We start from the raw sequence: 21,654 nt of genomic DNA on the forward strand, positions 1-21,654 counted from the left end.
TGCCGATCGGGCAAGCCGCTGTGCCAGAATCCCGCGCATGTCAATTCGATACCCGAGCCCCCTGCGCCCCGGTGACCGCGTCGGCGTGACCTCTCCCTCGAGCGGAGTCCCGAAGGACATGCGTGAGCGGCTCCATGTCGCTGTCCGTGAGGTGCGGGCTCGTGGGTATGAGGTCGTCGTCGGGGAGTACATGGACGGCTCGGGGCACGTGAGTGCCCCGGCCGCCGACCGCGCGAGTGAACTGATGGCGATGCTGACCGACCCGACCGTCCGGGCGGTCGTGCCGCCATGGGGCGGAGAGACCGCGATCGATCTGATTCCGCTGCTCGACTGGGACCGGCTGCGCGAGGCGGAGCCGACCTGGCTCGTCGGGTTCTCCGACATCTCGCTCCTGATGACACCGCTGACCCTGCTCACCGGGACAGCGACGCTCCACGGCAACAACCTCATGGACACGCCTTACCGCGTCTCCGAGGGACTGTTGTCGTGGCTCGACATCGTTGCCGCACCCGCGGGCCACCGGTTCACGCAGTACCCGCCCGGCCGCCACCGGACCACGGGCTTCGACGACTTCGTCGGCAATCCCGAGGTACGTGAATACACACTCGACGCCGTCGGCACGTGGACCCGGCTCGACGGCCCCGGTGACGTGGAGGCCGAGGGAAGGCTGATCGGGGGCTGCATCGAGGCGCTGTGCAACCTTGCGGGGACGAGCTACCTCGATGTCACCTCCTTCGCCCGCGACGAGGCTCCGGACGGGCTCCTCGTGTACGTGGAGGATGCCGGCAGCGACGTCTTCACGCTCTGCCGGAACCTGCACGGCATGAGGATCGCGGGATTCTTCGACCGCGCGAACGCGATCCTCGTCGGTCGGAGCAGCGCACCGAACCACAGCACCCTCAGCCACCATGAGGCTGTCCTCGACGCTCTCGGCTCGCTGAACGTGCCGATCATCGCCGACGTCGAGTGCGGCCACATTCCGCCCTACATGCCGATCGTCAACGGGGCACACGGCCGGATCGTCCACTCATCGAGCCGTAGCGAGCTGGTGCAGGCCTTGCTCTGACGTTCCACGACGTTCCATTGGTGTTTACCGACGAGGAAGGGAAGGCGAGCATGGCGAACAGCGCACTTCTGGTGATGGACGTCCAACGGGACGTCGTGGCCATTGCCGACGACGGTTCCGGATATCTGACGCGCCTGCGCAGGGCGATCGACGGTGCCCGGGCTGCCGGCATCCCCGTGATCTACGTGCGGCTCGGCTTACGGCCGGGCGATCCAGAAGTCAGCCCTCGCAACAAGGTGATGACGAACGCCGTGCGGGCAGGCCTGTTCACCGAGGGTGCCCCCGGCACCGAGATCCATGACGACGTCGCGCCCCAGCAGGGCGACATCGTGGTGACCAAAAGGCGCGGGAGCGCGTTCTCGGGCAGCGACCTCGACCTGGTGCTCAGGGCCCGCGATGTCGACAGCCTCGTTCTCACCGGCATCGCCACCAGTGCTGTGGTGCTGTCCACCCTGTGGCACGCCATCGACCTGGACTTCGGCCTCACCGTCCTGGCGGATGCCTGCCTCGACACCGACGCCGAGGTCCATCGGATGCTCACCGAGAAGCTGTTCCCGCAGTGGGCGGATGTCTTCGCCGTCGACGACTGGCTCAAGGCGATCGCCCCGCGATAGCGGGAGCGTCCGGACCCCCTTGCCCCACCCCTAGCCGCGTCCCCCGCCGCCCAGTCGCTCGGTCACCCAGTCGTGGAACGCGCCGATGTGGTGCTCGCTCGGGACCAGGACGCCCCCCTTCGCGTACAGCCGGGAGTGCATGCCCGGCTGGGTGCGTTCGCAGGCCTCGAAGTCCTGGCGGTTGACCCGGTCGAAGAGTTCCACGGACCGGCTGACGTCCTTGCCGGTCTCGACGACGTGCGGGAGGTACAGCCAGTCGCACTCGACGATCGTGCGGTCGGCGGCCACCGGGTACATGCGGTGGAAGATCACATGGTCGGGTACGAGGTTGATGAACACCTGCGGCTTGATGGTGATCGCGTAGTAGCGGCGGTCCTGCTCCTCGGCGACACCCGGGATGCGGTCCAGGCCCTCGGAGCCGTCGATGGTGAACCCCTGGATCTCCCCGCCGAACTCGGCGCCGTGGCCCACGTAGTACTGGGCCGCGTAGCCGTCGGCGAACTCGGGGAGCACCTCGGTGAGTTCGGGGTGGATCGTGGCGCAGTGGTAGCACTCCATGAAGTTCTCGATGATGAGCTTCCAGTTGGCCTTCACGTCGTAGACGATCCGCTTGCCGACCGAGAGGTTGTCGATGTCGTAGTGCTCGATCGACTCGACGTCACCGAGCCGCCCGATGACCTCCCCGATGACGTCCTCCTCGAAGGAGGGCGGGTTCTCCGCGAGGCAGACCCACACATAGCCGAGCCATTCCCGGACGGCCACACTGACCAGCCCGTACTCGGTACGCCCGACATCCGGCATCTTGGTCAGGTTCGGCGCGGCGACGAGCTTGCCGTCCAGGCCGTACGTCCAGGCGTGGTACGGGCACTGGAAGGCCCGCTTGACCTCGCCGGCCTCCTCCGTGCACAGCTTGGCGCCACGGTGCCGGCAGACGTTGAAGTAGGCGCGGATCGAGTTGTCCCGGGCGCGCGTCACGAGGATGCTCTCGCGGCCCACGTCGACGGTACGGAAGGCTCCGGGCTTCGCCAGTTCGGAGGCGCGCGCGACACAGAACCACATGGTCTCGAATATGCGCTCCTGCTCCTGGGCGAAGACCCCCGCGTCCGTGTAGGAGGAGCCGGGCAGGGTGGCGATCAGACTGTCGGGCAGACCGGTCGAGGTCACAGTGCACTCCTCGGAGAAACGTCGTGGTCGTGTAAATGGATCAACTAGCTATGACGTAGCGCCCTTGAGGGCTGCGCCCCGAAGGGGCGCGCCCGACAGGGGCGCGGGGAACTGCGCGACAAGCCCCCACCGGCCCGCAGGCGACTCACCGCACCCCCGGCAAAACACTCAACTGCTTCCGCCACCGCACAAACAGCCGAGGCTGATTCATCCCGAGAACGGCAACCGGCTCCCCGCCCCGCCGGTAAACGGCAAGGACGTCACGGTCACCGACCGCACCCTCCTCCACCGCCACACTGTCAGCGACCCCCGCATGACCGACAAACTGAATCTTCACCCCGTACTGATCGGACCAGAAATACGGCGGCCGGGGCACCCCCGTCTCCACCGCACCCCCAGCCAGCAGCGTCGTCACGGCGGCAGCCGGCCGCTCCAGCGCCCCCGTCCAGTGCTCGACCCGGCGATGCGCCCCCACCCGGGGGTCGTACCAGTTGGCGCAGTCACCGACCGCGACCACCCCGGCGAGGCTGGTGCGGCCGTCCGCGCCGCACTTGACGCCGTTCTCGAGGGCGACCCCGGACCCGGCCAGCCAGTCGACGCAGGGCCGCGCGCCGACCCCGACGACGACGATGTCGGCGGGCACGCTGCGCCCGTCCTCCAGCAGCACGCCGTCCACCCGGCCCTCGCCACTGAGCCCCTTGACGCCGACCCCGCACAACAGCCGTACGCCGTGGTCCGCGTGGAGGCCGGAGACGACGGCGCCCATGGTCTCGCCGAGTGGTCCGGCGAGCGGTGTCGGAGCGGCCTCGACGACCGTCACGTCAAGGCCGAGACCGTACGCCGTGGAGGCGACCTCCGCGCCGACGAACCCGCCGCCGATCACCACCAGCCGTCCCCCGCCCGCCAGTTCGTCGCGCAGGGCGCGGGCGTCGTCGAGGGTGCGCAGGGTGTGCACGCCGGTCAGGCCGTCGGCACCCGGCAGGGTGCGGGCGGCGGCGCCGGTCGCGATGACGATGCCGTCGGCGCGGACGTTCCGGCCGTCGGCGAGGCGGACGGACCGGTCGGTGCGGTCGAGGCCGATCGCGCGGGTGCCGAGCAGCCACTCCGCGCGCAGGTCCTCGCCGTCCGTCTCCAGTCCGAGATCCGCCTCGCCGAGGGTTCCGGCCAGGAACTCCTTGGACAACGGCGGCCTGTCGTACGGGCGGTGAGCCTCGTCGCCGATCAGAACCAGCCGTCCGTCATAGCCCTGCTTGCGCAGGGAGCGCGCCGCCGACAGTCCGGCCAGCGAGGCGCCCACCACGGCCACCGTTCTCACGCGGGACCCCCGGCGAGCCGGGACGCGATGCAGGGGGGCAGGTTGGGGGCGTCCGTGGACACCCGTACGTAGATCATGCCGTCCTCGACGACGACCTCGTGTGTCCGCACCGGCAGCTTGGCCGGCGGGGAGTCGACGGCGCCGGTGCGCAGGTCGAACTTCGAGGCGTGCAGCGGGCATTCCACCTCGCAGCCCTCCAGCCAGCCGTCGGCGAGCGAGGCATCCTGGTGGGTGCAGGTGTCGTCGATGGCGAAGACCTCGCCGTCGTCGGTGTGGAACACCGAGACGGGCGGGTCGATGTCGAGCCGGAAGGCCTCACCTCGCGGAAGATCCGCGAGTCGGCACGCGGGAATCATCATGACACCTCGGTGCGTATAGCGAAACGGATTGCGGTAAGCGCAACGCCAGTCTGAGGGCGCCCTGAACCCTTGTCAAGAAGTCCAGGGAGCGGGATGAGCCATCCCCTCGGGTTGCGCCCTGCACAACCAACATCACATTGCACAACGAGAAACCAAGCGAGCCCGATGCCCGCCCGAGCATGTCGAAGCAGCTCAGGGGGCATCGGGCAGGCATTGAGCAGGCATTGAGCAGGCAGGCACCAGGCAAGCACCAGGCAGGCATCCGACAGCCAGGCGGCGGTCAGAAACCGCGGTCGATCCACTCCTGGAGATGCGGCGCCTCGGCGGCGACCGTGGTCGTGTCCCCGTGCCCGGTGTATACGACGGTGTCGCCCGGCAGGGTCAGCAGCCGGTCCCGGATCGAGTCGACGATGGTCGGGAAGTGGGAGTAGGAGCGCCCGGTGGCACCCGGGCCCCCGTTGAAGAGGGTGTCGCCCGCGAAGACGGCACCCAGCCCCTGGGCGTACAGGCAGACCGCGCCCGGGGCATGGCCTGGCGTGTGCAGAACCGTCAGCGCGACGCCCGCGACCTCGATCACCTGGCCGTCGGCCAGCGTCGCGTCGGGTTCCCGGTCCGGGTGGGTCTGCTTCCACAGCGGCAGGTCGTCGCCGTGGAGCAGGATCGGGGCGCCGGTGCGCGCTGCGAGTGCGGGGGCGGCGTCGATGTGGTCGTTGTGAGCGTGGGTGCACACGATGGCGGTCAGGCGCCGGTCTCCGACGGCCGTCGCGATGGCGTCGGCGTCGTGGGCGGCGTCGATGACGACCGCCTCGCTCTCGTCACCGATGATCCACACGTTGTTGTCGACGTCCCAGGTGCCGCCGTCGAGCGAGAAGGTGCCCGAGGTGACCAGCCGTTCGATACGGACACCGCCGGCCATCACAGCACCACCACCGAGCGCAGTACGTCGCCACCGTGCATCCGCTCGAACGCCTTCTCCACCTCGTCGAGCGCGATGGTCTCCGTCACGAAGGCGTCCAGGGGCAGGCGGCCCTGGAGGTAGAGGTCGATGAGCATCGGGAAGTCGCGGGAGGGCAGGCAGTCGCCGTACCAGGACGACTTCAGCGAGCCGCCACGCCCGAAGACGTCGATCAGCGGCAGCTCGAGCTTCATGTCCGGCGTCGGGACCCCGACCAGGACCACGGTCCCGGCGAGGTCACGGCCGTAGAAGGCCTGCTTGTACGTCTCCGGGCGGCCCACCGCCTCGATGACGACATCGGCGCCGAAGCCGCCGGTCAGCTCCCGGATCGCCTCGACGGCGTCGGTCTCCCTGGAGTTGACCGTGTGGGTCGCGCCCAGCGTGCGCGCGGTCGCGAGCTTGTTGTCGTCGATGTCGACGGCGATGATCTTCGCGGCGCCGGCCAGGTTCGACCCGACCACCGCCGCGTCGCCCACGCCCCCACAGCCGATGACGGCGACCGTGTCACCGCGACCGACGTTCCCGGTGTTGATGGCGGCACCGATACCGGCCATCACGCCACACCCCAGCAGCCCGGCGACAGCGGGCGAAGCGGCCGGGTCGACCTTGGTGCACTGGCCGGCCGCGACGAGGGTCTTCTCGGCGAAGGCGCCGATCCCGAGCGCCGGCGAGAGTTCCGTCCCGTCGAGCAGGGTCATCTTCTGCTTGGCGTTGTGCGTGTTGAAGCAGTACCACGGGCGCCCACGCAGACACGCCCGACAATTCCCGCACACCGCACGCCAGTTGAGGATCACGAAGTCCCCGGGAGCCACATCGGTGACCCCCTCCCCCACCGACTCCACGACACCGGCCGCCTCATGGCCGAGCAGGAAGGGGAACTCGTCGTTGATCCCGCCCTCGCGATAGTGCAGGTCGGTGTGGCAGACCCCGCAGGCCTGGATCTTGACCAGCGCCTCGCCCGGACCGGGGTCCGGCACGAGGATCGTCTCCAGGCTGACAGGGGCGCCCTTCCCCCGCGCGACGACAGCACGGACCTGGTGAGTCATGGCCACTCCTCGGCTGATACAGAACCCGGATGGTGCGATGTTGCTCATTGCGGCACACATCTCATGTGCCGCAACACAGCATCCGGGAGTGCCGAGCGAGGGTCAAGGTTGTGGAGGTTTTCTGGACGGTTCCCGGGGGAGGTCCTGGAACCGTCCGCTCAGACGTTCCGCCCGCTCAGACATTCCGTCCCTCAGACGTTCCTCCGGTACTGGCCCCCGATCTCGAAGAACGCCTCGGTGACCTGGCGCAGTGTGCACACCCTGGCCGCGGCCATCAGCGCCTCGAAGGCGTTGTCGCCGCTGACGGCGGCCTCCTTCAGCCGGGCGAGCGCCTGGGCGGCCTCCGCTCCGTGCGTGTTCTGGAAGTCGCGGACGCGCGCGAGCTGGGACTCCTTCTCCGTCTCCGTGGCGCGGGCGAGCTCGACCTCCTGGGGCGCGCCCTCGCCTCCGGGCCGCCGGAAGGTGTTGACGCCGATGATGGGCAGCGTGCCGTCGTGCTTGCGCTGCTCGTACAGCATCGACTCGTCCTGGATGCGTCCGCGCTGGTAGCCGGTCTCCATGGCGCCCAGCACACCACCCCGTTCGTTGATCCTGTCGAACTCGGCGAGCACGGCCTCCTCGACCAGGTCGGTGAGCTGGTCGATGATGAACGACCCCTGGAGCGGGTTCTCGTTCATGGCGAGACCCCACTCGCGGTTGATGATCAGCTGGATCGCCAGCGCCCGCCGCACCGACTCCTCGGACGGGGTGGTGACGGCCTCGTCGTAGGCGTTGGTGTGCAGGGAGTTGGCGTTGTCGTAGATGGCGATCAGGCCCTGCAGGGTGGTGCGGATGTCGTTGAAGTCCATCTCCTGGGCGTGCAGCGAGCGCCCGGAGGTCTGGACGTGGTACTTCAGCTTCTGGCTCCGCTCCCCCGCCCCGTACCGCTCCTTCATGGCGACGGCCCAGATACGCCGAGCGACCCGGCCGAGCACGGAGTACTCCGGATCCATCCCGTTCGAAAAGAAGAAGGACAGGTTGGGCGCGAAGTCGTCGATGTGCATCCCGCGCGCCAAGTAGGCCTCGACGTAGGTGAATCCGTTGGCGAGGGTGAAGGCGAGCTGGCTGATCGGGTTCGCCCCGGCCTCGGCGATGTGGTAGCCGGAGATGGACACCGAGTAGAAGTTGCGGACCTTCTGCTGGATGAACCATTCCTGGATGTCGGCCATCATCCGCAGGCTGAACTCGGTGGAGAACAGGCAGGTGTTCTGCCCCTGGTCCTCCTTGAGGATGTCGGCCTGGACGGTGCCGCGCACGTTCGCGAGCGCGTGGGCGCGCAGCTCGGCGGCCTCCTCCACCGACGGATCCCGCCCCTCCGCCGCCCGGAACTTCTCGAGCTGCTGGTCGATGACGGTGTTGAGGAAGAAGGCGAGGACGGTCGGCGCCGGTCCGTTGATCGTCATGGACACGGAGGTGGTCGGCGCGACGAGATCGAACCCGTCGTACAGCGCCTTCATGTCCTCCAGGGTGGCCACGGAGACGCCGGACGTGCCGACCTTGCCGTAGATGTCGGGACGTTCGTCGGGGTCCCGGCCGTACAGCGTCACCGAGTCGAACGCGGTGGACAGCCGGGTCGCCGGCTGCCCCTCGGACAGCAGCTTGAACCGTCGATTGGTACGGAACGGGTCGCCCTCCCCGGCGAACATCCGCGCCGGGTCCTCACCGTCACGCTTGAAGGGGAACACCCCGGCGGTGAACGGAAAAAGCCCGGGCAGGTTCTCCCGGCGCCAGAACCGCACCAGCTCGCCGTGGTCGGTGAAGGCGGGCAGCGCGACACGCGGAATCCGGTTCCCCGACAGCGACTCACGGTTCAGCCGCGTACGGATCTCCCGGTCCCGTACCTTCACCACCTGCTCGTCACCGCTGTACGAGGCCACGACCGCGGGCCAGTTCAGAATCTGGTCCCCAACCTCGTGCGGAAGGTTCCGGCGGGCATCGGCGAGCAACCCCTCGACACCCCCCACCTCCGCCCCGGCCTCGACAAGCTCGCCCTTGACGGCGTCCAGCCGCTGCACCCGCCGAGCCGCCTCCGCCAGCTCCTCGGTACGGGCGTGGTAGTTGCGGACCACCTCCGTGATCTCGGCGAGGTAGCGCACCCGCTCGGCGGGCACGACACGCCGGATGCCGGAGGAGTGCCGTACGGAGACCGGCGCCAGGTCGCCCTCGGACAGCGGGAGCCCCCGCTCGGCCAGACCGTCGCGCAGGTGCTGGTACAGCGCGGTGACGCCGTCGTCGTTGAAGGTGGCGGCGGAGGTGCCGAACACCGGCATCTCCTCGGGCCGCATACCGAAGGCCTCGCGGTTACGGACCAGCTGCCGGCCCACGTCACGCATCGCGTCCTTGGCGCCGCGCCGCTCGAACTTGTTGATCGCCACGACATCGGCGAAGTCGAGCATGTCGATCTTCTCCAGCTGCGAGGCGGCGCCGAACTCCGGCGTCATCACATACATCGAGGTGTCGACGTACGGCACGATCGCCGCGTCGCCCTGCCCGATGCCCGGCGTCTCCACGATCACCAGGTCGAACCCGGCCGCCTTCACGACGTCGATCACGTCGGCCAGGTGCTCGGGCAGCTCATGGCTGCCGCGGGTGGCGAGGCTCCGGAAGAAGACACGGCTGCCGTCGAGCGAGTTCATCCGGATCCGGTCGCCGAGCAGCGCTCCGCCGCCCCGCCGCCGGGTCGGGTCGACGGCGATCACCGCGATCCGCAGCTTGTCCTGCTGGTCGACCCGGAACCGCCGGACCAGCTCGTCGGTCAGCGACGACTTGCCCGAGCCGCCGGTACCGGTGATGCCGAGAACGGGCGTGACCCGCGCCGACGCAGCTGTCCGCACCTGCTCCAGCAGCTCGGGGGGCAGCTTGCCCAGCTCCGCACCGGTGATGGCACGGGCGATGGCGAACCGGTCACCGGTCAGCACGGCGGCGGCATCGACGGCCTTGCTCTCCCAGAGATCGAAGTCGCAGTCCTTCACCACGGAGTTGACCATCCCGGCAAGCCCCATCCGCTGCCCGTCCTCGGGCGAGAAAATGGTCACGCCGTTGCGGCGCAGCCGGGCGATCTCCTCGGGCACGATGACCCCGCCACCGCCCCCGACCACCTGGATGTGCTCGGCCCCCTGCCCGCGCAGCGACTCGACGAGGTACTCGAAGTACTCGACATGCCCGCCCTGGTAGGAGGAGACGGCCACACCGTGCGCGTCCTCCTCCAACGCGGCGTCCACCACCTCCCGCACGGACCTGTTGTGCCCCAGATGGATCACCTCGGCACCCTGGGACTGGAAGATCCGCCGCATGATGTTGATCGACGCGTCATGCCCGTCGAACAACGCGGAGGCGGTGACCAGACGGACAGGATGCACGGGACGATGAAGCTCGTTCACGGTCATGGAGGCCTTCCCGAAGAGCATCGGAGCGCGGGCTGCAGATTTACTAGGACGTCCTAGTAAACAGGATACTAGGACGTCCAAGTAAATGCCGAAAGGCGCACTGGTCCAGCCCGCCCGACACCCCTCCGACGCCGCCCCGCACCCCCAGCCCGTCCGGCGTTTGAGGACGAGGCCCCTTCAGGGCCGAAAGGGGGGCCTGGGGGCGCAGCCCCCAGGAACGGGATGGGACGGGTAGGGGCGGCGGGGGCGAAAACAACCCACCCGCACACCACTGTGCCGCACGCCATTATGCAACTAGTTGCACAACCCCTCACCCATCCCCTACAAAGACAGAACCGACCCCGCCCCCGGAGGAACCCCCATGACCCAGTACCCCCACCTCCTACGCCCCCTGAACCTCGGCTTCACCACCCTCCCCAACCGCGTACTCATGGGCTCCATGCACATAGGCCTCGAAGAAGCAGACGCCGGCTTCGAACGCATGGCCGAGTTCTACGCCACCCGAGCCCGAGGCGGCGTAGGCCTGATCGTCACCGGCGGCATCTCCCCCAACAACGCCGGCCGCCCAGCCGAAGGCGGCGCCAAACTCACCACCGACGACGAAGCCGACCAGCACAGGACCATCACCACCGCCGTCCACCAGGCAGGCGGCAAGATCGCGATGCAGATCCTGCACTTCGGCCGCTACGCCTACCACCCCGACCTGGTAGCCCCCAGCCCCCTCCAGGCCCCCATCAGCCCCTACCCCCCGCACGAACTCACCGACGCCGAGATCGAGCAGACCATCGACGACTACGCCCGCGCAGCGGTCCTCGCCCGCCGCGCCGGCTACGACGGCGTCGAGATCATGGGCTCCGAGGGCTACCTGATCAACGAGTTCATCGCCGCCCGCACCAACCACCGCACCGACCGCTGGGGCGGCTCCTACGAGAACCGCACCCGCTTCCCCCTCGAAATAGTCCGCCGCGTACGCGAAGCCGTCGGCGACGACTTCATCCTCATCTACCGTCTGTCGATGCTGGACCTCGTCCCCGGCGGCTCCACCCTCGACGAGGTGGTCACCCTCGCGAAGGCCGTCGAGTCGGCCGGCGCGACCATCATCAACACCGGCATCGGCTGGCACGAGGCCCGTATCCCCACCATCGCCACCTCGGTGCCGCGCGGCGCGTACACGTGGGTGACGAAGAGGCTCATGGGCGAGGTCGGCATCCCCCTGGTGACCACCAACCGCATCAACACCCCTGAAATCGCCGAGCAGTTGCTCGCCGACGGGTACGCGGACATGGTGTCGATGGCTCGCCCGATGCTCGCCGACCCCGACTTCGTCAACAAGGCAGGCGAGGGGCGCCCCGAGGCGATCAACACCTGCATCGGCTGCAACCAGGCCTGCCTGGACCACACCTTCAGCGGGAAGATCACCTCCTGCCTGGTCAACCCGCGCGCCTGCCACGAGACGGAGCTGGTCCTCTCACCGACCAAGCTGCGCAAGCGAGTTGCCGTCGTGGGCGCCGGTCCCGCCGGCCTCGCCTGTGCCGTCTCCGCCGCCGAACGCGGCCACGAGGTCACCCTCTTCGACGCCGCCCCCGAGATCGGCGGCCAGCTGAACGTCGCCCGCAAGGTCCCCGGCAAGCAGGAGTTCGACGAGACCCTGCGCTACTTCCGCCACCAACTCGACGCGCACGGCGTGGACGTACGCCTCGACACCCACGCGGCCGCGGCCGATCTGACCGCCTACGACGAGGTCGTGGTCGCCACCGGCGTCACCCCCCGCACCCCCGACATCCCCGGCATCGACCACCCGAGCGTCGTCGGCTACCTCGACGTGCTGCGCGACAACGCGCCCGTCGGCGACCGTGTCGCGATCCTCGGCGCGGGCGGCATCGGCTTCGACGTCGCCGAGTTCCTCACCGACGGCGGCGACAAGACGAGCGAGGACCCGGCGGCGTACTTCCGCGCCTGGGGCGTCGACATGGACTACCGCGCCCCGGGCGGACTGGCCGCACCCGAGCGCCCCACCCCTCCCCGCAGCGTCCACCTGCTCCAGCGCAAGGAGTCCAAGGTCGGCGCCGGGCTCGGCAAGACCACCGGCTGGATCCACCGCACCGAGCTCAAGCACCGGGGCGTCACCATGGTCCCGGGCGTGCGGTACGACAGGATCGACGACGCCGGTCTGCATGTCACCGTCGACGGCACCTCCACCGTGCTGCCGGTCGACACGGTCGTCCTGTGCACCGGCCAGGATTCGCGCCGCGACCTGTACGACGAGCTGCTGGCCGCCGGCCGCAATGTGCACCTGATCGGCGGCGCCGACGTGGCCGCCGAACTGGACGCCAAGCGGGCCATCAAGCAGGGCACCGAACTGGCGGCGGCACTCTGACGGCCGTACGAGCCCGCCGGCACAGGCCTCTCACGCCCACCCGTCCCTAGGATTGAGCCATGTCCCTCCCGCACGCGATCCTCACCGCCCTGCTCGAAAAGCCGTCCTCGGGGCTGGAGTTGACCCGCCGGTTCGACAGGTCGATCGGCTACTTCTGGTCGGCGACGCACCAGCAGATCTATCGCGAGCTGGGAAAACTGGAGACCGAGGGACACATCCGCGCCCTGCCCGCCCCCGAGCAGCCGACCCGGGGACAGAAGAAGAGCTACGAGGTCCTGCCGGCGGGCCGCGCCGAACTGGCCCGCTGGACCGCCGCGTCCCAGGACCCGAAGCCCCACCGGGACACGATGCTGCTGCGCCTGCGCGCCTCGGCGGTCGTCGGCACCGAGGGCATCGAGACCGACCTGCGCCGCCATCTCGCCCTGCACCAACGCCAGTTGGCGGAGTACGAGGAGATCGAGAAGCGCGATTTCCAGCCCGGCGGCGACGCCCCGCGAAACCGGCAGGACCGTCTCCAGCACCTGGTCCTGCGCGCGGGCATCGACCTGGAGACCTTCTGGACCCAGTGGCTCACGCACGCCCTGACGGAGTTCGCGGAACTGCCCGACGAAACCACGTGAGCGCCCCGTCCCGAGGCCGGCTCGGACACAGGGCGCTCACGCCGGTCGGCAGAACCCGGTTCCGTCCGGCCGGCTCAATTCACGTAAATGGGTGGGCAGTTGACCGTCAGAGCCGGAAGACGTCAAGGAATGAGCTCCAGAATCCCTTCTTGCGCTGTTCCTGACGGGCCGCCGGAGCCGGCGTCGGCTGCGGGGCCGGGCGGTGCACCGGTTCGGCCGCCGGCAGCGGCGCCTGGTTGCGCAGGGCCGCCGCTATCCGGGTGGCCGGCGTCGGGCTGAACCGCACCGGGAGCGAGGCCAGCGCGCGGTGGAAGGGGCCGGGGCGCCACAGCAGGCTCTCCTGCGGGACGGCGAGGGTCAGGTCGGGCAGCGCGTTGAGGATCTTCTCGATCGCCGTGAGCGCGATGACCTGCGCCGGGTCCTTGGCGGGGCAGGCGTGCGGTCCCGCGCCGAAGGCCAGGTGCGCGCCCTTGCTCGCCATCTGCCGGGCCTCGTTGAGGGCCGGGTCGCTGTTGGCGGCGGCGAAGCTGATGACGACCGGGGTGTTCGCGTCGACGGGTACGCCGCCGAGGTCGACGTCCTGCAACGGGTAGTGCGTCGCGTAGTTGGCGATGGGCGGGTTGTTCCACAGCACGTGCTCGATGGCCTCCTCGACCAGCATGCCGCTGTCGCGCCCCGACTGGCCGTCGGACAGCAGCAGGAGCAGGGCGCTGGCTATGAGGTTGCGCTGAGGTTCGAGGCCCGCGCCCATCAGCACGATCAGCTGGTCCCTGAGTTCCTCATCGTTGAGGCCCGCGGGATGCTGGATGAGCCAGGAGGTCACGTCCTCGCCGGGCTCGCGGCGCTTGAGGGTGATCAGCTCCTGGAGGCAGGTGGCGACGATCTCGATGCCCTTGAGGGCGTCGTCCTGGCCGTCGAACATGGCGGACATACCGGTGGTGAGGCGGTCGCCGATGTCGGCCGGGCAGCCGAACAGCTTGTTGAAGAGGAGCAGCGGGATCAGCTTGGCGTAGTCGCTGAGAACGTCCGCCCGCCCGCGCTCGCTGAACTGGTCGATCAGATAGTCGGCGATGGGCTCGACGTCCCGCCGGATCCGGCTGATGTTCAGCTTGGCGAGGCTCTCGGTGACGGCCTTGCGCAGCCGCAGGTGCACCGCGCCGTCCGTGAACAGGACGTTGGGCCGGTACGCCATCATCGGCAGCACGGGGCTGTCGAGGGAGATCCGGCCCTCGTTCAGCGCGGTCCAGCGGCGCGAGTCACGCGCGAACAGGGTGGTGTTCTGGAGCACCCTGAGGGCCATCTCGTGCTGTACGACGAGCGTGGCGTCCACGCCCGGGGCGAGCTCGACGGGGGCCGCCGGGCCGTGGGCGCGCAACTGGTCGTAGATACGGTGCGGTTCGGCGGCGAAGTCGGCGCCGTGCATGGGGCATCTGGCGGGAGCGCTCGGCGTGGCACCCGCGTGCTGTGTGTCCATGGAGGTTCCTTAGGGTTCCCCGCGCCTCGGGGGCGGGGGACGGGGGTGAGGAAAAACCTTGTCGCGCTGCCCGGCTCCGGTCCCGGTCCCCTGTCCGGACCCCCTGTGCGGGGAGGGGCCCGAAAGGGTGGGACGGGGGCTCAGGCCGCGCGGGTGAGCAGGTGCTGGACGAGGGCGATCAGGGCCATCGCCGAGGACGTCTGGTCCCGGGCGTCGCAGTAGACGACCGGGGTGTCGGGCAGCAGGTCGAGGGCCTCGCGGATCTCGTCCTCGTCGAACTCGTTCGCCGCGTCGAAGGTGTTGACGGCGATGGCGTACTCGAGGCCGTACTTCTCGACCAGGTCGATCACCGGAAACGTTTCCGCCAGCCGGGAGGGGTCGACCAGGAGCAGCGCTCCGAGGGCGCCGCGGGCCATGTCCTCCCACAGCTGCATGAAGCGCTGCTGACCGGGCGTACCGAACAGGTACAGCACCAGTTCGTCGCTGAGCGTGAGCCGGCCGAAGTCCAGCGCGACCGTGGTGGTCACCTTGTCCGGGGCGCCCTTCAGGTCGTCCACGTGGGCGGACGCCTGGGTCATCTTCTCCTCGGTGCGCAGTGGGGCGATCTCCGACAGCGAGCCGATGTACGTGGTCTTGCCCACGGCGAAGTGCCCTACGACCAGGATCTTCGCGGTGGTGGTGACCGCGTCTGAGACGTAGATCGTCTCAGCCGTAGAGCGATTCGAGTCCATGCAGCACCTTTTCGATGATTCCTCTGTCGACGGACTGGGCGCGTGGGGGCGCGGCACGGCGCAGGAGATGACCCTGTTCGAATAAATCGGTGAGGAGGAGCCGGGCGACTCCCACCGGCAGCGAGAGGTGTGCGGCGACCTCCGCGACGGAGAGGTAGCCACCCCCGCACAGGTCCCAGATGGCCCGTACCTCGGGGCTGGCGCCGAGCGGCACCTCCCGGTCGGGGGCCAGCGTGACCAGGGTGTGCAGCGACAGTTCATCGGCGGTCGGCAGCGTCCGCCCGCCCGTGATGACGTACGACCGGACGAAGTCGCTGGTGACCGTGACCGGTGTGTCCTCGCCGTGCGCGTTCATGCGTCGGCACCGGCGTTCTGGCGCGGCGGGGTGGTCATCGCCTTGCCGAGCGCCCCCACCTGCTGCTGCATCCGGAACGACATGGCCTCCATGTCGACGTCCAGTGCGGCCGACACGGCGAGGTAGGCGCCGCTGCCCGCGGCTATGAGGAAGATCCAGCCGCCGTCGTACTCGATCAGTGTCTGCTTCCACAGACCCTGTCCGTAGCCGACGAAGGGGGCGACGGCCCGGCTGAGGGACTGCATCGAGCTCATCGCGGCGGCGTTGGTCTCGGCCTCGTCGCGTTCGATGTCGCTGGACCGCTCCAGGAGGAGGCCGTCGGCCGAGACGAGGATCGCGTGACGGGCGCCGCGCACCTGCAGCACATCGTTCAGCACCCACGACAGATCGGGATTCACTGGTCCTGTGGTCCTTCCATGGTCGTCGTGTCCCGCCCGAGCAGCGTTCCGCGCTGGAACGCGCCGATGCGTGAGGCCGTCACCTGTGTGTTGTGCTCCGGCTGGGCCGGTTCCGGGGGCGGTGGCACGACCGCGACCGGGCTGCCGCGGCGCCGCCGCTTGGGCAGGCCGCCGGCGGTCGTTCCGATCGGTCGCGGCGGGCCGCCCGGCGTGGCCACCGGGGTCAGCCGCTGCGGGGCCGCGGCAGGTGCCTCGGCCTGGGGTTCCGCCTTCGCACGCCCGCCCTCGGGCTCGGGAACGTCCGTGGTCAACAGGTTCTCAGGCAAGAGAATCACCGCCCGTACGCCGCCGTAGGGGGACACCGAATCGACCGAGACCTTGAAGCCGTACCGGGTGGCGAGCATCCCGGACACGGCGAAGCCGAACTTCGGCGGGTCGCCGAGGCTCGTGATGTCGACCGGTGCCTGGGGGGAGAGCAGGGCGCCGGCGCGCGCCTTCTCCTCCGTGTTCATACCGAGGCCGGCGTCGTCGACGATCAGACAGACCCCGGTGGGTACGGCCTGGATGTTGATGTCGACGCGGGTGCCGGGCGCGCTGTAGTTGGTGGCGTTGGCCAGCAGTTCGGCGAGGACGACCGCGACGGGCTCGACGGCCCGGCTGGCCACCGAGACGTTGACCTGGGTGTTGATGGTGACCCGGTCGAAGTGCTTGATGCGGCCCTGGGCACTGCGGGCCACGTCGTACACGGAGGCGGTGTTCTCGCGCCGGCCGAGCCAGCCACCGCACAGCACGGCGATGCCCTGCGCCCGGCGGCCGAACTGGCTGTTGGTGTGGTCGATCATCATCAGGTCCCCGAGGACCTGTTCGTCGTCGCCGTAGCGGCGCTGCGACTTCTCGATGATGAGCTGCTGTTCGTCGGCGAGTACCTGCAGCGTCCGCATGGCGGACTTCAGTACGGCCTTGGTGTCTTCCTCCGCATCCTTGCGCACCGCCGCGAGGTCGCCCGCGTGCTGTGCGTTCAGCTGGGTGTATTCCGCATAGAGGCGGTCGCGTTCGCTCTGGGCGGCTTCGCGGGCGCTCTGCAGGTCGTTGGTCTTCCTGCGGAGCGCCATGTTGGTTCTACGGGCCCGCATCACTGCGACGACCGCAGCGACCAAGACCACGAGCAAGATCCACAGCAGTGGATCCTGGATCAATGACGTCATGAGACTCTCTTCAAGTCGCCTTGCGACAGGAGCAGTTGCAGTCCGTTGGGTCCTGGCCTGGAACTCGGGCCTTGCCCGGTGGCGAACCTTACCGGCGGACCAACTCAGCCACTCCTTCGCGTGGGGCCCTTAGAGACTGCCCCCGTGCGCTTGACGCGCCTCAGCCTACTGAAAGTGGGATGATCTTAACAGTCAAGTGGGCGTCAAAAAGGTTCCGCTTACGGTTACTTGCAGACCTTCACACAGGATCCGCGAAAGAACCCACGCCATTCATCGACCGCTACCGTCGACCGCTGCCGTCCTCCGGACGCGAACACGCGAAAGCCCGCCCCCCTGGCTTTCCGCCTACCGGGAAACGGGCGTGTACCGCGAACTCTCAGGCGGCGCCGGCGCTCAGGTCCGACTCGGCGGGCCGCCAGTAGACGCCCCCGCTGCGCCGCAGATGCCCCAGGTCCACCAGATACCGCCGCAGCGTCACATGGTCGATCCGGCTCGCGCCCTCGCACCACACCCGCAGCCGCTCGTCGACGAGCCGCTCGGCGTACTCCACCCCGGGCTCGAAGGTCTCCTCGGTGATGTGCCGGAGCACGATCAGCTTCCGGCTCCAGCGGGCGGGCAGCCGCACGAGTGAGCCCCCCTCCCGTACGAAGGTCCGCAACACGTTCTCGGTCAGTTGCCGCTCGTTCTGCTGCCGCTCGTTCTGCTCGGCTCGGTCGGATGCCATGACCGGAGGCTAACCGGTGCGCGAGGAACCGCCCACCACTTTTCGTCACCGTCGGGCCGGGACGCTCTTCGAAAAGGGTGACGACCGGCTGAACGCCGTTACCAGGCGTGAGCGGGCGCGTTGTAGGGGAAGTGCGGGCGCGAGTCGAGCGCCCGCACTCATCGAACCAAAGGAGAACGTGATGTCTCGCATCGCGAAGGCAGCCGTCGCCGCTCTCGGCACCGGTGCCGTCGTCCTCGGCGGTGCCGGTATGGCCACGGCCGACGCGGGTGCCCAGGCCGAGGCCATCGGCTCGCCCGGCGTCCTGTCCGGCAACGTCCTGCAGGTCCCGGTCCACGTGCCCGTCAACGTGTGCGGGAACTCGATCAGCGTGATCGGTCTGCTGAACCCCGCCTTCGGCAACACCTGCGCCAACGTCAGCCACGACGACCACAAGGGCAACCCCGGCCCCGGCGGTTACGGCAGCTGACACGCCGTACGGCAAGCACCGGAAGAGCCCCGACGGACCCACCGTCGGGGCTCTTCCGTATCCGTACCTCACCTGGTCCGCCGTACTACGCGTACCGGTAGACCCCGCTGTGGTCCTCCAGCTGGTCCGGCGTCACGTCCCACGGCGGCAGCGTCTCGTGCCGGGCGACGACCCGGCCGCGCTGCGGGTCGCCGACGCGCGGCGGCCGGTCGGGCAGATAGCGGGCCCCGGCCCCGTGCCGAAGCTGCCAGCGCGACCAGCACAGATCGACGAAGGCGTGGTGCAGCCAGAAGACCGGGTCGTTGACGGAGGCACCGCCGACCATGTGCCCGCCGACCCAGCGGTGAACACGGTTGTGGTTGCGCCAGGAAACGGGCCCCCGCCCGCTCCCCCACCCCTCGAGCCGGTTGCGGAACCCCTTCGCCGACGTCGAGTCCCACGGCGACACGTCATAGACGGGATCGTCGAGAGCCGCGTCCAGGTCCTGCCGGGTCGGCAGCGTGAGCGGGTCGCGGATGCGGCCGAGGTCCCGGGTGAGGAACTCGCCGTCCGTCACGCTCTCCTTGATGGTCCAGTCACCCTGGTCGTAGGCGAACGGCCCGGTCATCACCCGCTGGTCGAGGGGTCGCCCGGTACCCCCGAGCAGATCCTCGCTCCAGGGCGCCCCGGCCGTCGTACGGTCCCGGGTCCAGTCCCAGTACGGCAGCGTCACCGACGGGTCGACACGCTGCAACGCCTGCTCCAGGTCGAGCAGGAACCGCCGGTGCCAGGGCAGGAAGGAGGGCGCCATGTGGGCCGTACGCAGCCCCTTCTCGCCGTCGGAGACGTAGTACTCGATGTGCGTGCGCACGAACTCGTCGTACTCGCCCCGGCGTTTGACCTCCAGCAGCGCCCCGACGAACCGCCGCCGCTCACCGCGCGTCAGCGTGCTGACGTCTTTACGCGTGTACGCCACGACCGCCCCCTTCGCTGCCGACGACCGTCAACTGCCGCCCCGGCCCCAGCTCGTCGACCGCGGCACGCGCCGCCTCCAGGGCCGTGGGGTACGAGCGGTAGTGGTCGACCATGCTCAGATACGTCCCGTCCGCGCGCCGCATCAGATGCAGTGGCCGCCCGTCCACGGTGACGTGCCACCGCCCGTCGCCGCTCGCGCGCAGGGCCTGGGCCATGTGGTCGAGGTGCTCCGCGCCGACGGCGTCGGTCCTCATACCGCGCAGCCGGCGGCCCCGGTACGTCTCGTCGAAGGTCGGTGTCTCGTCCTCGCCCCGCCCGTGCCGGGGCCACGCGGCGGCGACGACCGGGACGACGGCCAGGGCAAGGGCCGACACGCACAGGGCGCGCAGCGCGTCCCGCCGTGTTCCGGAACAGGGACGGGGCCCTCCCGGGCCCCGCGGTTCTCCGCTGACGAACAACTCTCTCTCCCCATCTCCTCGTTCGGTTCGTTCGGATGCGCCGACCGCCCGGTGACCGGGCCGGGCCCGGGTGTCGACGCCGGGCCCGGAGAGTCGAGTTCGTCAGGTCCGGTGCTCGGCCGGTGTCCCCGCGGTGCTACATCGATCCCAGGCCCAGGGCGCCGGTGGGGGCCGTCTGGAGCAGCGGCGTGAGGACGGCGGCCTGCGGCTCCTTGAGCGTCGGCAGGCCGAACACGTCCGAGTTCGGCGCGGTCAGCGGGGTGTCCACGGACAGACCGGGGGTCAGGGTCCGCAGGTCGGCCGCGGGGACGCTGACGCCCGCCTCGTCGAAGCCCTTGCCGAGCAGCTGCGGCAGCGGCGCGTCGGCCGACAGACCGGGCAGCGCGGCCCCCATCGGCACCTGCGGCAGCGCGCTGGCCGGGATCATCTGCCCCTCGACGTACCGGGGCCCCTCGGGTACGCCCGGCGTCAGCAGCGGCAGTTCGCCGCCGACCTTGGGCAGGCTCACGTTGAGGGACTTCTCGACGCCGTCCAGCGGGACGGGCACGGGGACCGTGTCGGCCGCGACGGCTGGGGCCGCGGCGCCCACCGCAGCCGCCACGCCGGTGAGAACAGCGGCGGCAAGGGTTCGAGTGGTCGACTTCATGGCAAGTACGGTCCTTTTCAGGAATCGGGGGGTGTTCGTCCGTACCGCGTAACGATCCTGGGAACCGCATCAGCTGAAGATTCCCCCAAGTGGTGCATTAGTCGTCCGATCAGCCCGGACTTCGCGCCTCGTGCCCTCGGCCGTCAGCGCAGGCTGCGGGCCGGGAGGATGACGTGGGCCGCGGCGGTCAGGGTCTCCTCGGCGCCCGCGAAGGCGGCCAGCGCCTCCGGCTCGATGGGCCGGCCGGGCTGGGCCTCGGGCCAGGGGCGGGTGGTGAACACGAGGTAGGCGAAGCCGCGTTCGGCGACCGCGGTGAGCCACTCGGCGGGCGGAATGCACTGGGCGTTGAGCTGCGGCATGGTGACGACGGCCGAACCGGCCTGGACGAGCAGGCTGACCGGCAGGCTCGGCCGGGTGGAGCCGTCGACGATGTCGCCGCCGACCGGCAGACCGGTGTTGGCGAGGAGCTGCCCGACGGCGACGGCCGAGGCCTCCGGGCCGCCCTCGCCGTCGCCGAGGGAGTAGGCGAGGAGGTAGGGCATGTCGCCGTCGGGGGCCTCACCGCTCCAGGCCATCACGACGAGCGTGCCCAGGTCGGCGATGCGGAAAGGGCGCGTTTCGCTTGAGGTTGAGGTCACCGCGGAACCTTATCGACGGTATTCGACCCGCCCGGCCGCATTCTCACTCGACCGGGGGATTTCCCGCCGGTAGCCACACGAAAGAGGGACGGGGTCGAACAACACGAAGGACCGATTCCGCGCGGCGGAACCGGTCCTTTCACCACTCGTGTCAGCCCTGGAGGGGAAGGCCGCCGAGCAGCCCGCCGTTCGAGTTGAGGGCGGTCGTCGCGCCCTTCACCGTGTTGAGCACCGAATCCTTGTTCTCGGTGTCGAGAGCGTTCGACTGCTGCTGGAGCGGCATCAACTGCTGGACGTCGATGGGGCCCTTGGCGAGTGTGTCGACGGCGCCGTTGAGGCTGGTGGGCGTGAGGTCGGCGGCGTCCTGGGCGAACGCGGGCGCGGCGGCTCCGGCGATGACCAGGGATCCGGCAACAACAGCGGCAGCCTTCAGGGACTTCATCGTGTTCCTTTCTTCGGCAACTCATGTCACCAGAGGGAATTCTGTCGCCGTGCCTAACGAGCCCCGGTCCCGGCGGAAACCCCGTACGCAGAAATTTCTGCGGCCCGCAAACGAAATTGACACGCGGAGAAAAGGAACAGCCGTGGGGGGGGGGGGGGGGGGTGGGCCCGGCACCGCGGCCCCGGGGGCGTGGGGTAGGGGCGGCGGCGCTCCCGTCGG

General features: G+C 69.5%; 21 protein-coding genes and 1 pseudogene. 5 read left to right on the top strand and 17 right to left on the bottom strand.

What is annotated here, in order from left to right; genetic code table 11:
• Positions 1–37 precede the first annotated feature (37 nt).
• Together ABZ855_RS36250 and ABZ855_RS36255 are read left to right on the top strand one after the other, a co-directional pair.
• Positions 38–1,066: a S66 peptidase family protein gene (locus ABZ855_RS36250; RefSeq protein ID WP_360814213.1), complete on the top strand. Its 1,029-nt coding sequence runs from the start codon at positions 38–40 to the stop codon at positions 1,064–1,066.
• A 50-nt stretch (positions 1,067–1,116) separates the two neighbouring features.
• Positions 1,117–1,680 (top strand): isochorismatase family cysteine hydrolase, encoded by a 564-nt coding sequence (locus ABZ855_RS36255; RefSeq protein ID WP_360814215.1) that lies wholly within the window; start codon positions 1,117–1,119, stop codon positions 1,678–1,680.
• A gap of 30 nt (positions 1,681–1,710) precedes the next feature.
• On the opposite strand, the gene ABZ855_RS36260 is transcribed toward ABZ855_RS36255, so the two are convergent.
• From ABZ855_RS36260 to icmF, 6 genes are all read right to left on the bottom strand, one after another.
• On the bottom strand, positions 1,711–2,844 hold the full coding sequence (locus ABZ855_RS36260) for an aromatic ring-hydroxylating dioxygenase subunit alpha (protein ID WP_319207353.1): 1,134 nt from the start codon (positions 2,842–2,844) through the stop codon (positions 1,711–1,713).
• A 145-nt stretch (positions 2,845–2,989) separates the two neighbouring features.
• Entirely contained in the window at positions 2,990–4,159 is a 1,170-nt protein-coding gene (locus tag ABZ855_RS36265) for an FAD-dependent oxidoreductase (protein WP_360814217.1), read from the bottom strand.
• Entirely contained in the window at positions 4,156–4,518 is a 363-nt protein-coding gene (locus ABZ855_RS36270; RefSeq protein ID WP_327695012.1) for a bifunctional 3-phenylpropionate/cinnamic acid dioxygenase ferredoxin subunit, read from the bottom strand. Before ABZ855_RS36270 ends, ABZ855_RS36265 begins: the two co-directional genes overlap by 4 nt.
• A 280-nt stretch (positions 4,519–4,798) precedes the next feature.
• Positions 4,799–5,434 (bottom strand): MBL fold metallo-hydrolase, encoded by a 636-nt coding sequence (locus tag ABZ855_RS36275; RefSeq protein WP_360814220.1) that lies wholly within the window; start codon positions 5,432–5,434, stop codon positions 4,799–4,801.
• Positions 5,434–6,519, bottom strand: coding sequence for an S-(hydroxymethyl)mycothiol dehydrogenase (locus ABZ855_RS36280; protein WP_360814222.1), 1,086 nt, complete (start codon positions 6,517–6,519; stop codon positions 5,434–5,436). The genes ABZ855_RS36275 and ABZ855_RS36280 overlap by 1 nt, the downstream gene beginning before the upstream one ends.
• A gap of 191 nt (positions 6,520–6,710) precedes the next feature.
• Positions 6,711–9,938 carry a fused isobutyryl-CoA mutase/GTPase IcmF gene (gene icmF, locus ABZ855_RS36285; protein ID WP_360814356.1) on the bottom strand — a complete coding sequence of 1,076 codons (3,228 nt, stop codon included), beginning with the start codon at positions 9,936–9,938 and terminating at the stop codon, positions 6,711–6,713.
• Between the two features lie 367 nt (positions 9,939–10,305).
• Between icmF and ABZ855_RS36290 the strand changes: the two genes are divergently transcribed.
• Both ABZ855_RS36290 and ABZ855_RS36295 read left to right on the top strand, forming a co-directional pair.
• Positions 10,306–12,321 (top strand): NADPH-dependent 2,4-dienoyl-CoA reductase, encoded by a 2,016-nt coding sequence (locus tag ABZ855_RS36290; protein ID WP_360814224.1) that lies wholly within the window; start codon positions 10,306–10,308, stop codon positions 12,319–12,321.
• A gap of 59 nt (positions 12,322–12,380) precedes the next feature.
• Entirely contained in the window at positions 12,381–12,941 is a 561-nt protein-coding gene (locus tag ABZ855_RS36295) for a PadR family transcriptional regulator (protein WP_360814226.1), read from the top strand.
• 106 nt (positions 12,942–13,047) lie between these two features.
• On the opposite strand, the gene ABZ855_RS36300 is transcribed toward ABZ855_RS36295, so the two are convergent.
• From ABZ855_RS36300 to ABZ855_RS36325, 6 genes and pseudogenes are all read right to left on the bottom strand, one after another.
• The gene (locus ABZ855_RS36300) at positions 13,048–14,364 is read right to left on the bottom strand and encodes a cytochrome P450 (protein WP_360814358.1); all 1,317 of its coding nucleotides are present in this window, start codon (positions 14,362–14,364) and stop codon (positions 13,048–13,050) included.
• A 191-nt stretch (positions 14,365–14,555) separates the two neighbouring features.
• Entirely contained in the window at positions 14,556–15,146 is a 591-nt protein-coding gene (locus ABZ855_RS36305; protein ID WP_360814228.1) for an ATP/GTP-binding protein, read from the bottom strand.
• Positions 15,121–15,501, bottom strand: a complete 381-nt coding sequence (locus tag ABZ855_RS36310) for a DUF742 domain-containing protein (protein WP_360814230.1) — start codon at positions 15,499–15,501, stop codon at positions 15,121–15,123. The genes ABZ855_RS36305 and ABZ855_RS36310 overlap by 26 nt, the downstream gene beginning before the upstream one ends.
• Positions 15,498–15,899, bottom strand: a complete 402-nt coding sequence (locus tag ABZ855_RS36315; RefSeq protein WP_319207328.1) for a roadblock/LC7 domain-containing protein — start codon at positions 15,897–15,899, stop codon at positions 15,498–15,500. The genes ABZ855_RS36310 and ABZ855_RS36315 overlap by 4 nt, the downstream gene beginning before the upstream one ends.
• Positions 15,896–17,104: an ATP-binding protein gene (locus tag ABZ855_RS36320; protein ID WP_360814232.1), complete on the bottom strand. Its 1,209-nt coding sequence runs from the start codon at positions 17,102–17,104 to the stop codon at positions 15,896–15,898. The genes ABZ855_RS36315 and ABZ855_RS36320 overlap by 4 nt, the downstream gene beginning before the upstream one ends.
• A 376-nt stretch (positions 17,105–17,480) precedes the next feature.
• Positions 17,481–17,771: pseudogene (locus tag ABZ855_RS36325) on the bottom strand (DUF2087 domain-containing protein); the annotation flags it as partial.
• 238 nt (positions 17,772–18,009) lie between these two features.
• Between ABZ855_RS36325 and ABZ855_RS36330 the strand changes: the two are divergent.
• Positions 18,010–18,297, top strand: coding sequence for a chaplin (locus tag ABZ855_RS36330; RefSeq protein WP_360814234.1), 288 nt, complete (start codon positions 18,010–18,012; stop codon positions 18,295–18,297).
• An 85-nt stretch (positions 18,298–18,382) separates the two neighbouring features.
• Here ABZ855_RS36330 and ABZ855_RS36335 read toward each other — a convergent pair whose 3' ends face one another.
• The 5 genes from ABZ855_RS36335 to ABZ855_RS36355 all read right to left on the bottom strand — a co-directional run bounded on the left by ABZ855_RS36335 (position 18,383) and on the right by ABZ855_RS36355 (position 21,435).
• Positions 18,383–19,252 (bottom strand): tyrosinase family protein, encoded by an 870-nt coding sequence (locus ABZ855_RS36335; protein ID WP_360814236.1) that lies wholly within the window; start codon positions 19,250–19,252, stop codon positions 18,383–18,385.
• On the bottom strand, positions 19,236–19,709 hold the full coding sequence (locus ABZ855_RS36340) for a tyrosinase family oxidase copper chaperone (RefSeq protein ID WP_360814238.1): 474 nt from the start codon (positions 19,707–19,709) through the stop codon (positions 19,236–19,238). The genes ABZ855_RS36335 and ABZ855_RS36340 overlap by 17 nt, the downstream gene beginning before the upstream one ends.
• Positions 19,710–19,845: 136 nt before the next feature.
• The gene (locus tag ABZ855_RS36345) at positions 19,846–20,355 is read right to left on the bottom strand and encodes a hypothetical protein (RefSeq protein WP_360814240.1); all 510 of its coding nucleotides are present in this window, start codon (positions 20,353–20,355) and stop codon (positions 19,846–19,848) included.
• A gap of 143 nt (positions 20,356–20,498) precedes the next feature.
• Positions 20,499–20,993, bottom strand: coding sequence for a DUF5949 family protein (locus ABZ855_RS36350; protein WP_360814242.1), 495 nt, complete (start codon positions 20,991–20,993; stop codon positions 20,499–20,501).
• 151 nt (positions 20,994–21,144) lie between these two features.
• Entirely contained in the window at positions 21,145–21,435 is a 291-nt protein-coding gene (locus ABZ855_RS36355; protein WP_360814244.1) for a hypothetical protein, read from the bottom strand.
• Between the last annotated feature and the right edge of the window lie 219 nt (positions 21,436–21,654).

Source organism: Streptomyces sp. NPDC047042 (assembly GCF_040644035.1).
Lineage (GTDB): Bacteria > Actinomycetota > Actinomycetes > Streptomycetales > Streptomycetaceae > Streptomyces.

What these genes read in the sequence shown, in the direction of transcription:
- ABZ855_RS36275 (WP_360814220.1), bottom strand. Translation starts at nt 5,434, where the DNA reads ATGGCCGGCGGTGTCCGTATCGAACGGCTGGTCACCTCGGGCACCTTC.
- ABZ855_RS36290 (WP_360814224.1), top strand. Translation starts at nt 10,306, where the DNA reads ATGACCCAGTACCCCCACCTCCTACGCCCCCTGAACCTCGGCTTCACC.
- ABZ855_RS36355 (WP_360814244.1), bottom strand. Translation starts at nt 21,435, where the DNA reads ATGAAGTCCCTGAAGGCTGCCGCTGTTGTTGCCGGATCCCTGGTCATC.
- ABZ855_RS36280 (WP_360814222.1), bottom strand. Translation starts at nt 6,519, where the DNA reads ATGACTCACCAGGTCCGTGCTGTCGTCGCGCGGGGGAAGGGCGCCCCT.
- ABZ855_RS36345 (WP_360814240.1), bottom strand. Translation starts at nt 20,355, where the DNA reads ATGAAGTCGACCACTCGAACCCTTGCCGCCGCTGTTCTCACCGGCGTG.
- ABZ855_RS36330 (WP_360814234.1), top strand. Translation starts at nt 18,010, where the DNA reads ATGTCTCGCATCGCGAAGGCAGCCGTCGCCGCTCTCGGCACCGGTGCC.
- ABZ855_RS36255 (WP_360814215.1), top strand. Translation starts at nt 1,117, where the DNA reads ATGGCGAACAGCGCACTTCTGGTGATGGACGTCCAACGGGACGTCGTG.
- ABZ855_RS36250 (WP_360814213.1), top strand. Translation starts at nt 38, where the DNA reads ATGTCAATTCGATACCCGAGCCCCCTGCGCCCCGGTGACCGCGTCGGC.
- ABZ855_RS36295 (WP_360814226.1), top strand. Translation starts at nt 12,381, where the DNA reads ATGTCCCTCCCGCACGCGATCCTCACCGCCCTGCTCGAAAAGCCGTCC.
- ABZ855_RS36310 (WP_360814230.1), bottom strand. Translation starts at nt 15,501, where the DNA reads ATGAACGCGCACGGCGAGGACACACCGGTCACGGTCACCAGCGACTTC.
- ABZ855_RS36305 (WP_360814228.1), bottom strand. Translation starts at nt 15,146, where the DNA reads ATGGACTCGAATCGCTCTACGGCTGAGACGATCTACGTCTCAGACGCG.
- ABZ855_RS36320 (WP_360814232.1), bottom strand. Translation starts at nt 17,104, where the DNA reads ATGACGTCATTGATCCAGGATCCACTGCTGTGGATCTTGCTCGTGGTC.
- ABZ855_RS36270 (WP_327695012.1), bottom strand. Translation starts at nt 4,518, where the DNA reads ATGATGATTCCCGCGTGCCGACTCGCGGATCTTCCGCGAGGTGAGGCC.
- ABZ855_RS36300 (WP_360814358.1), bottom strand. Translation starts at nt 14,364, where the DNA reads ATGCACGGCGCCGACTTCGCCGCCGAACCGCACCGTATCTACGACCAG.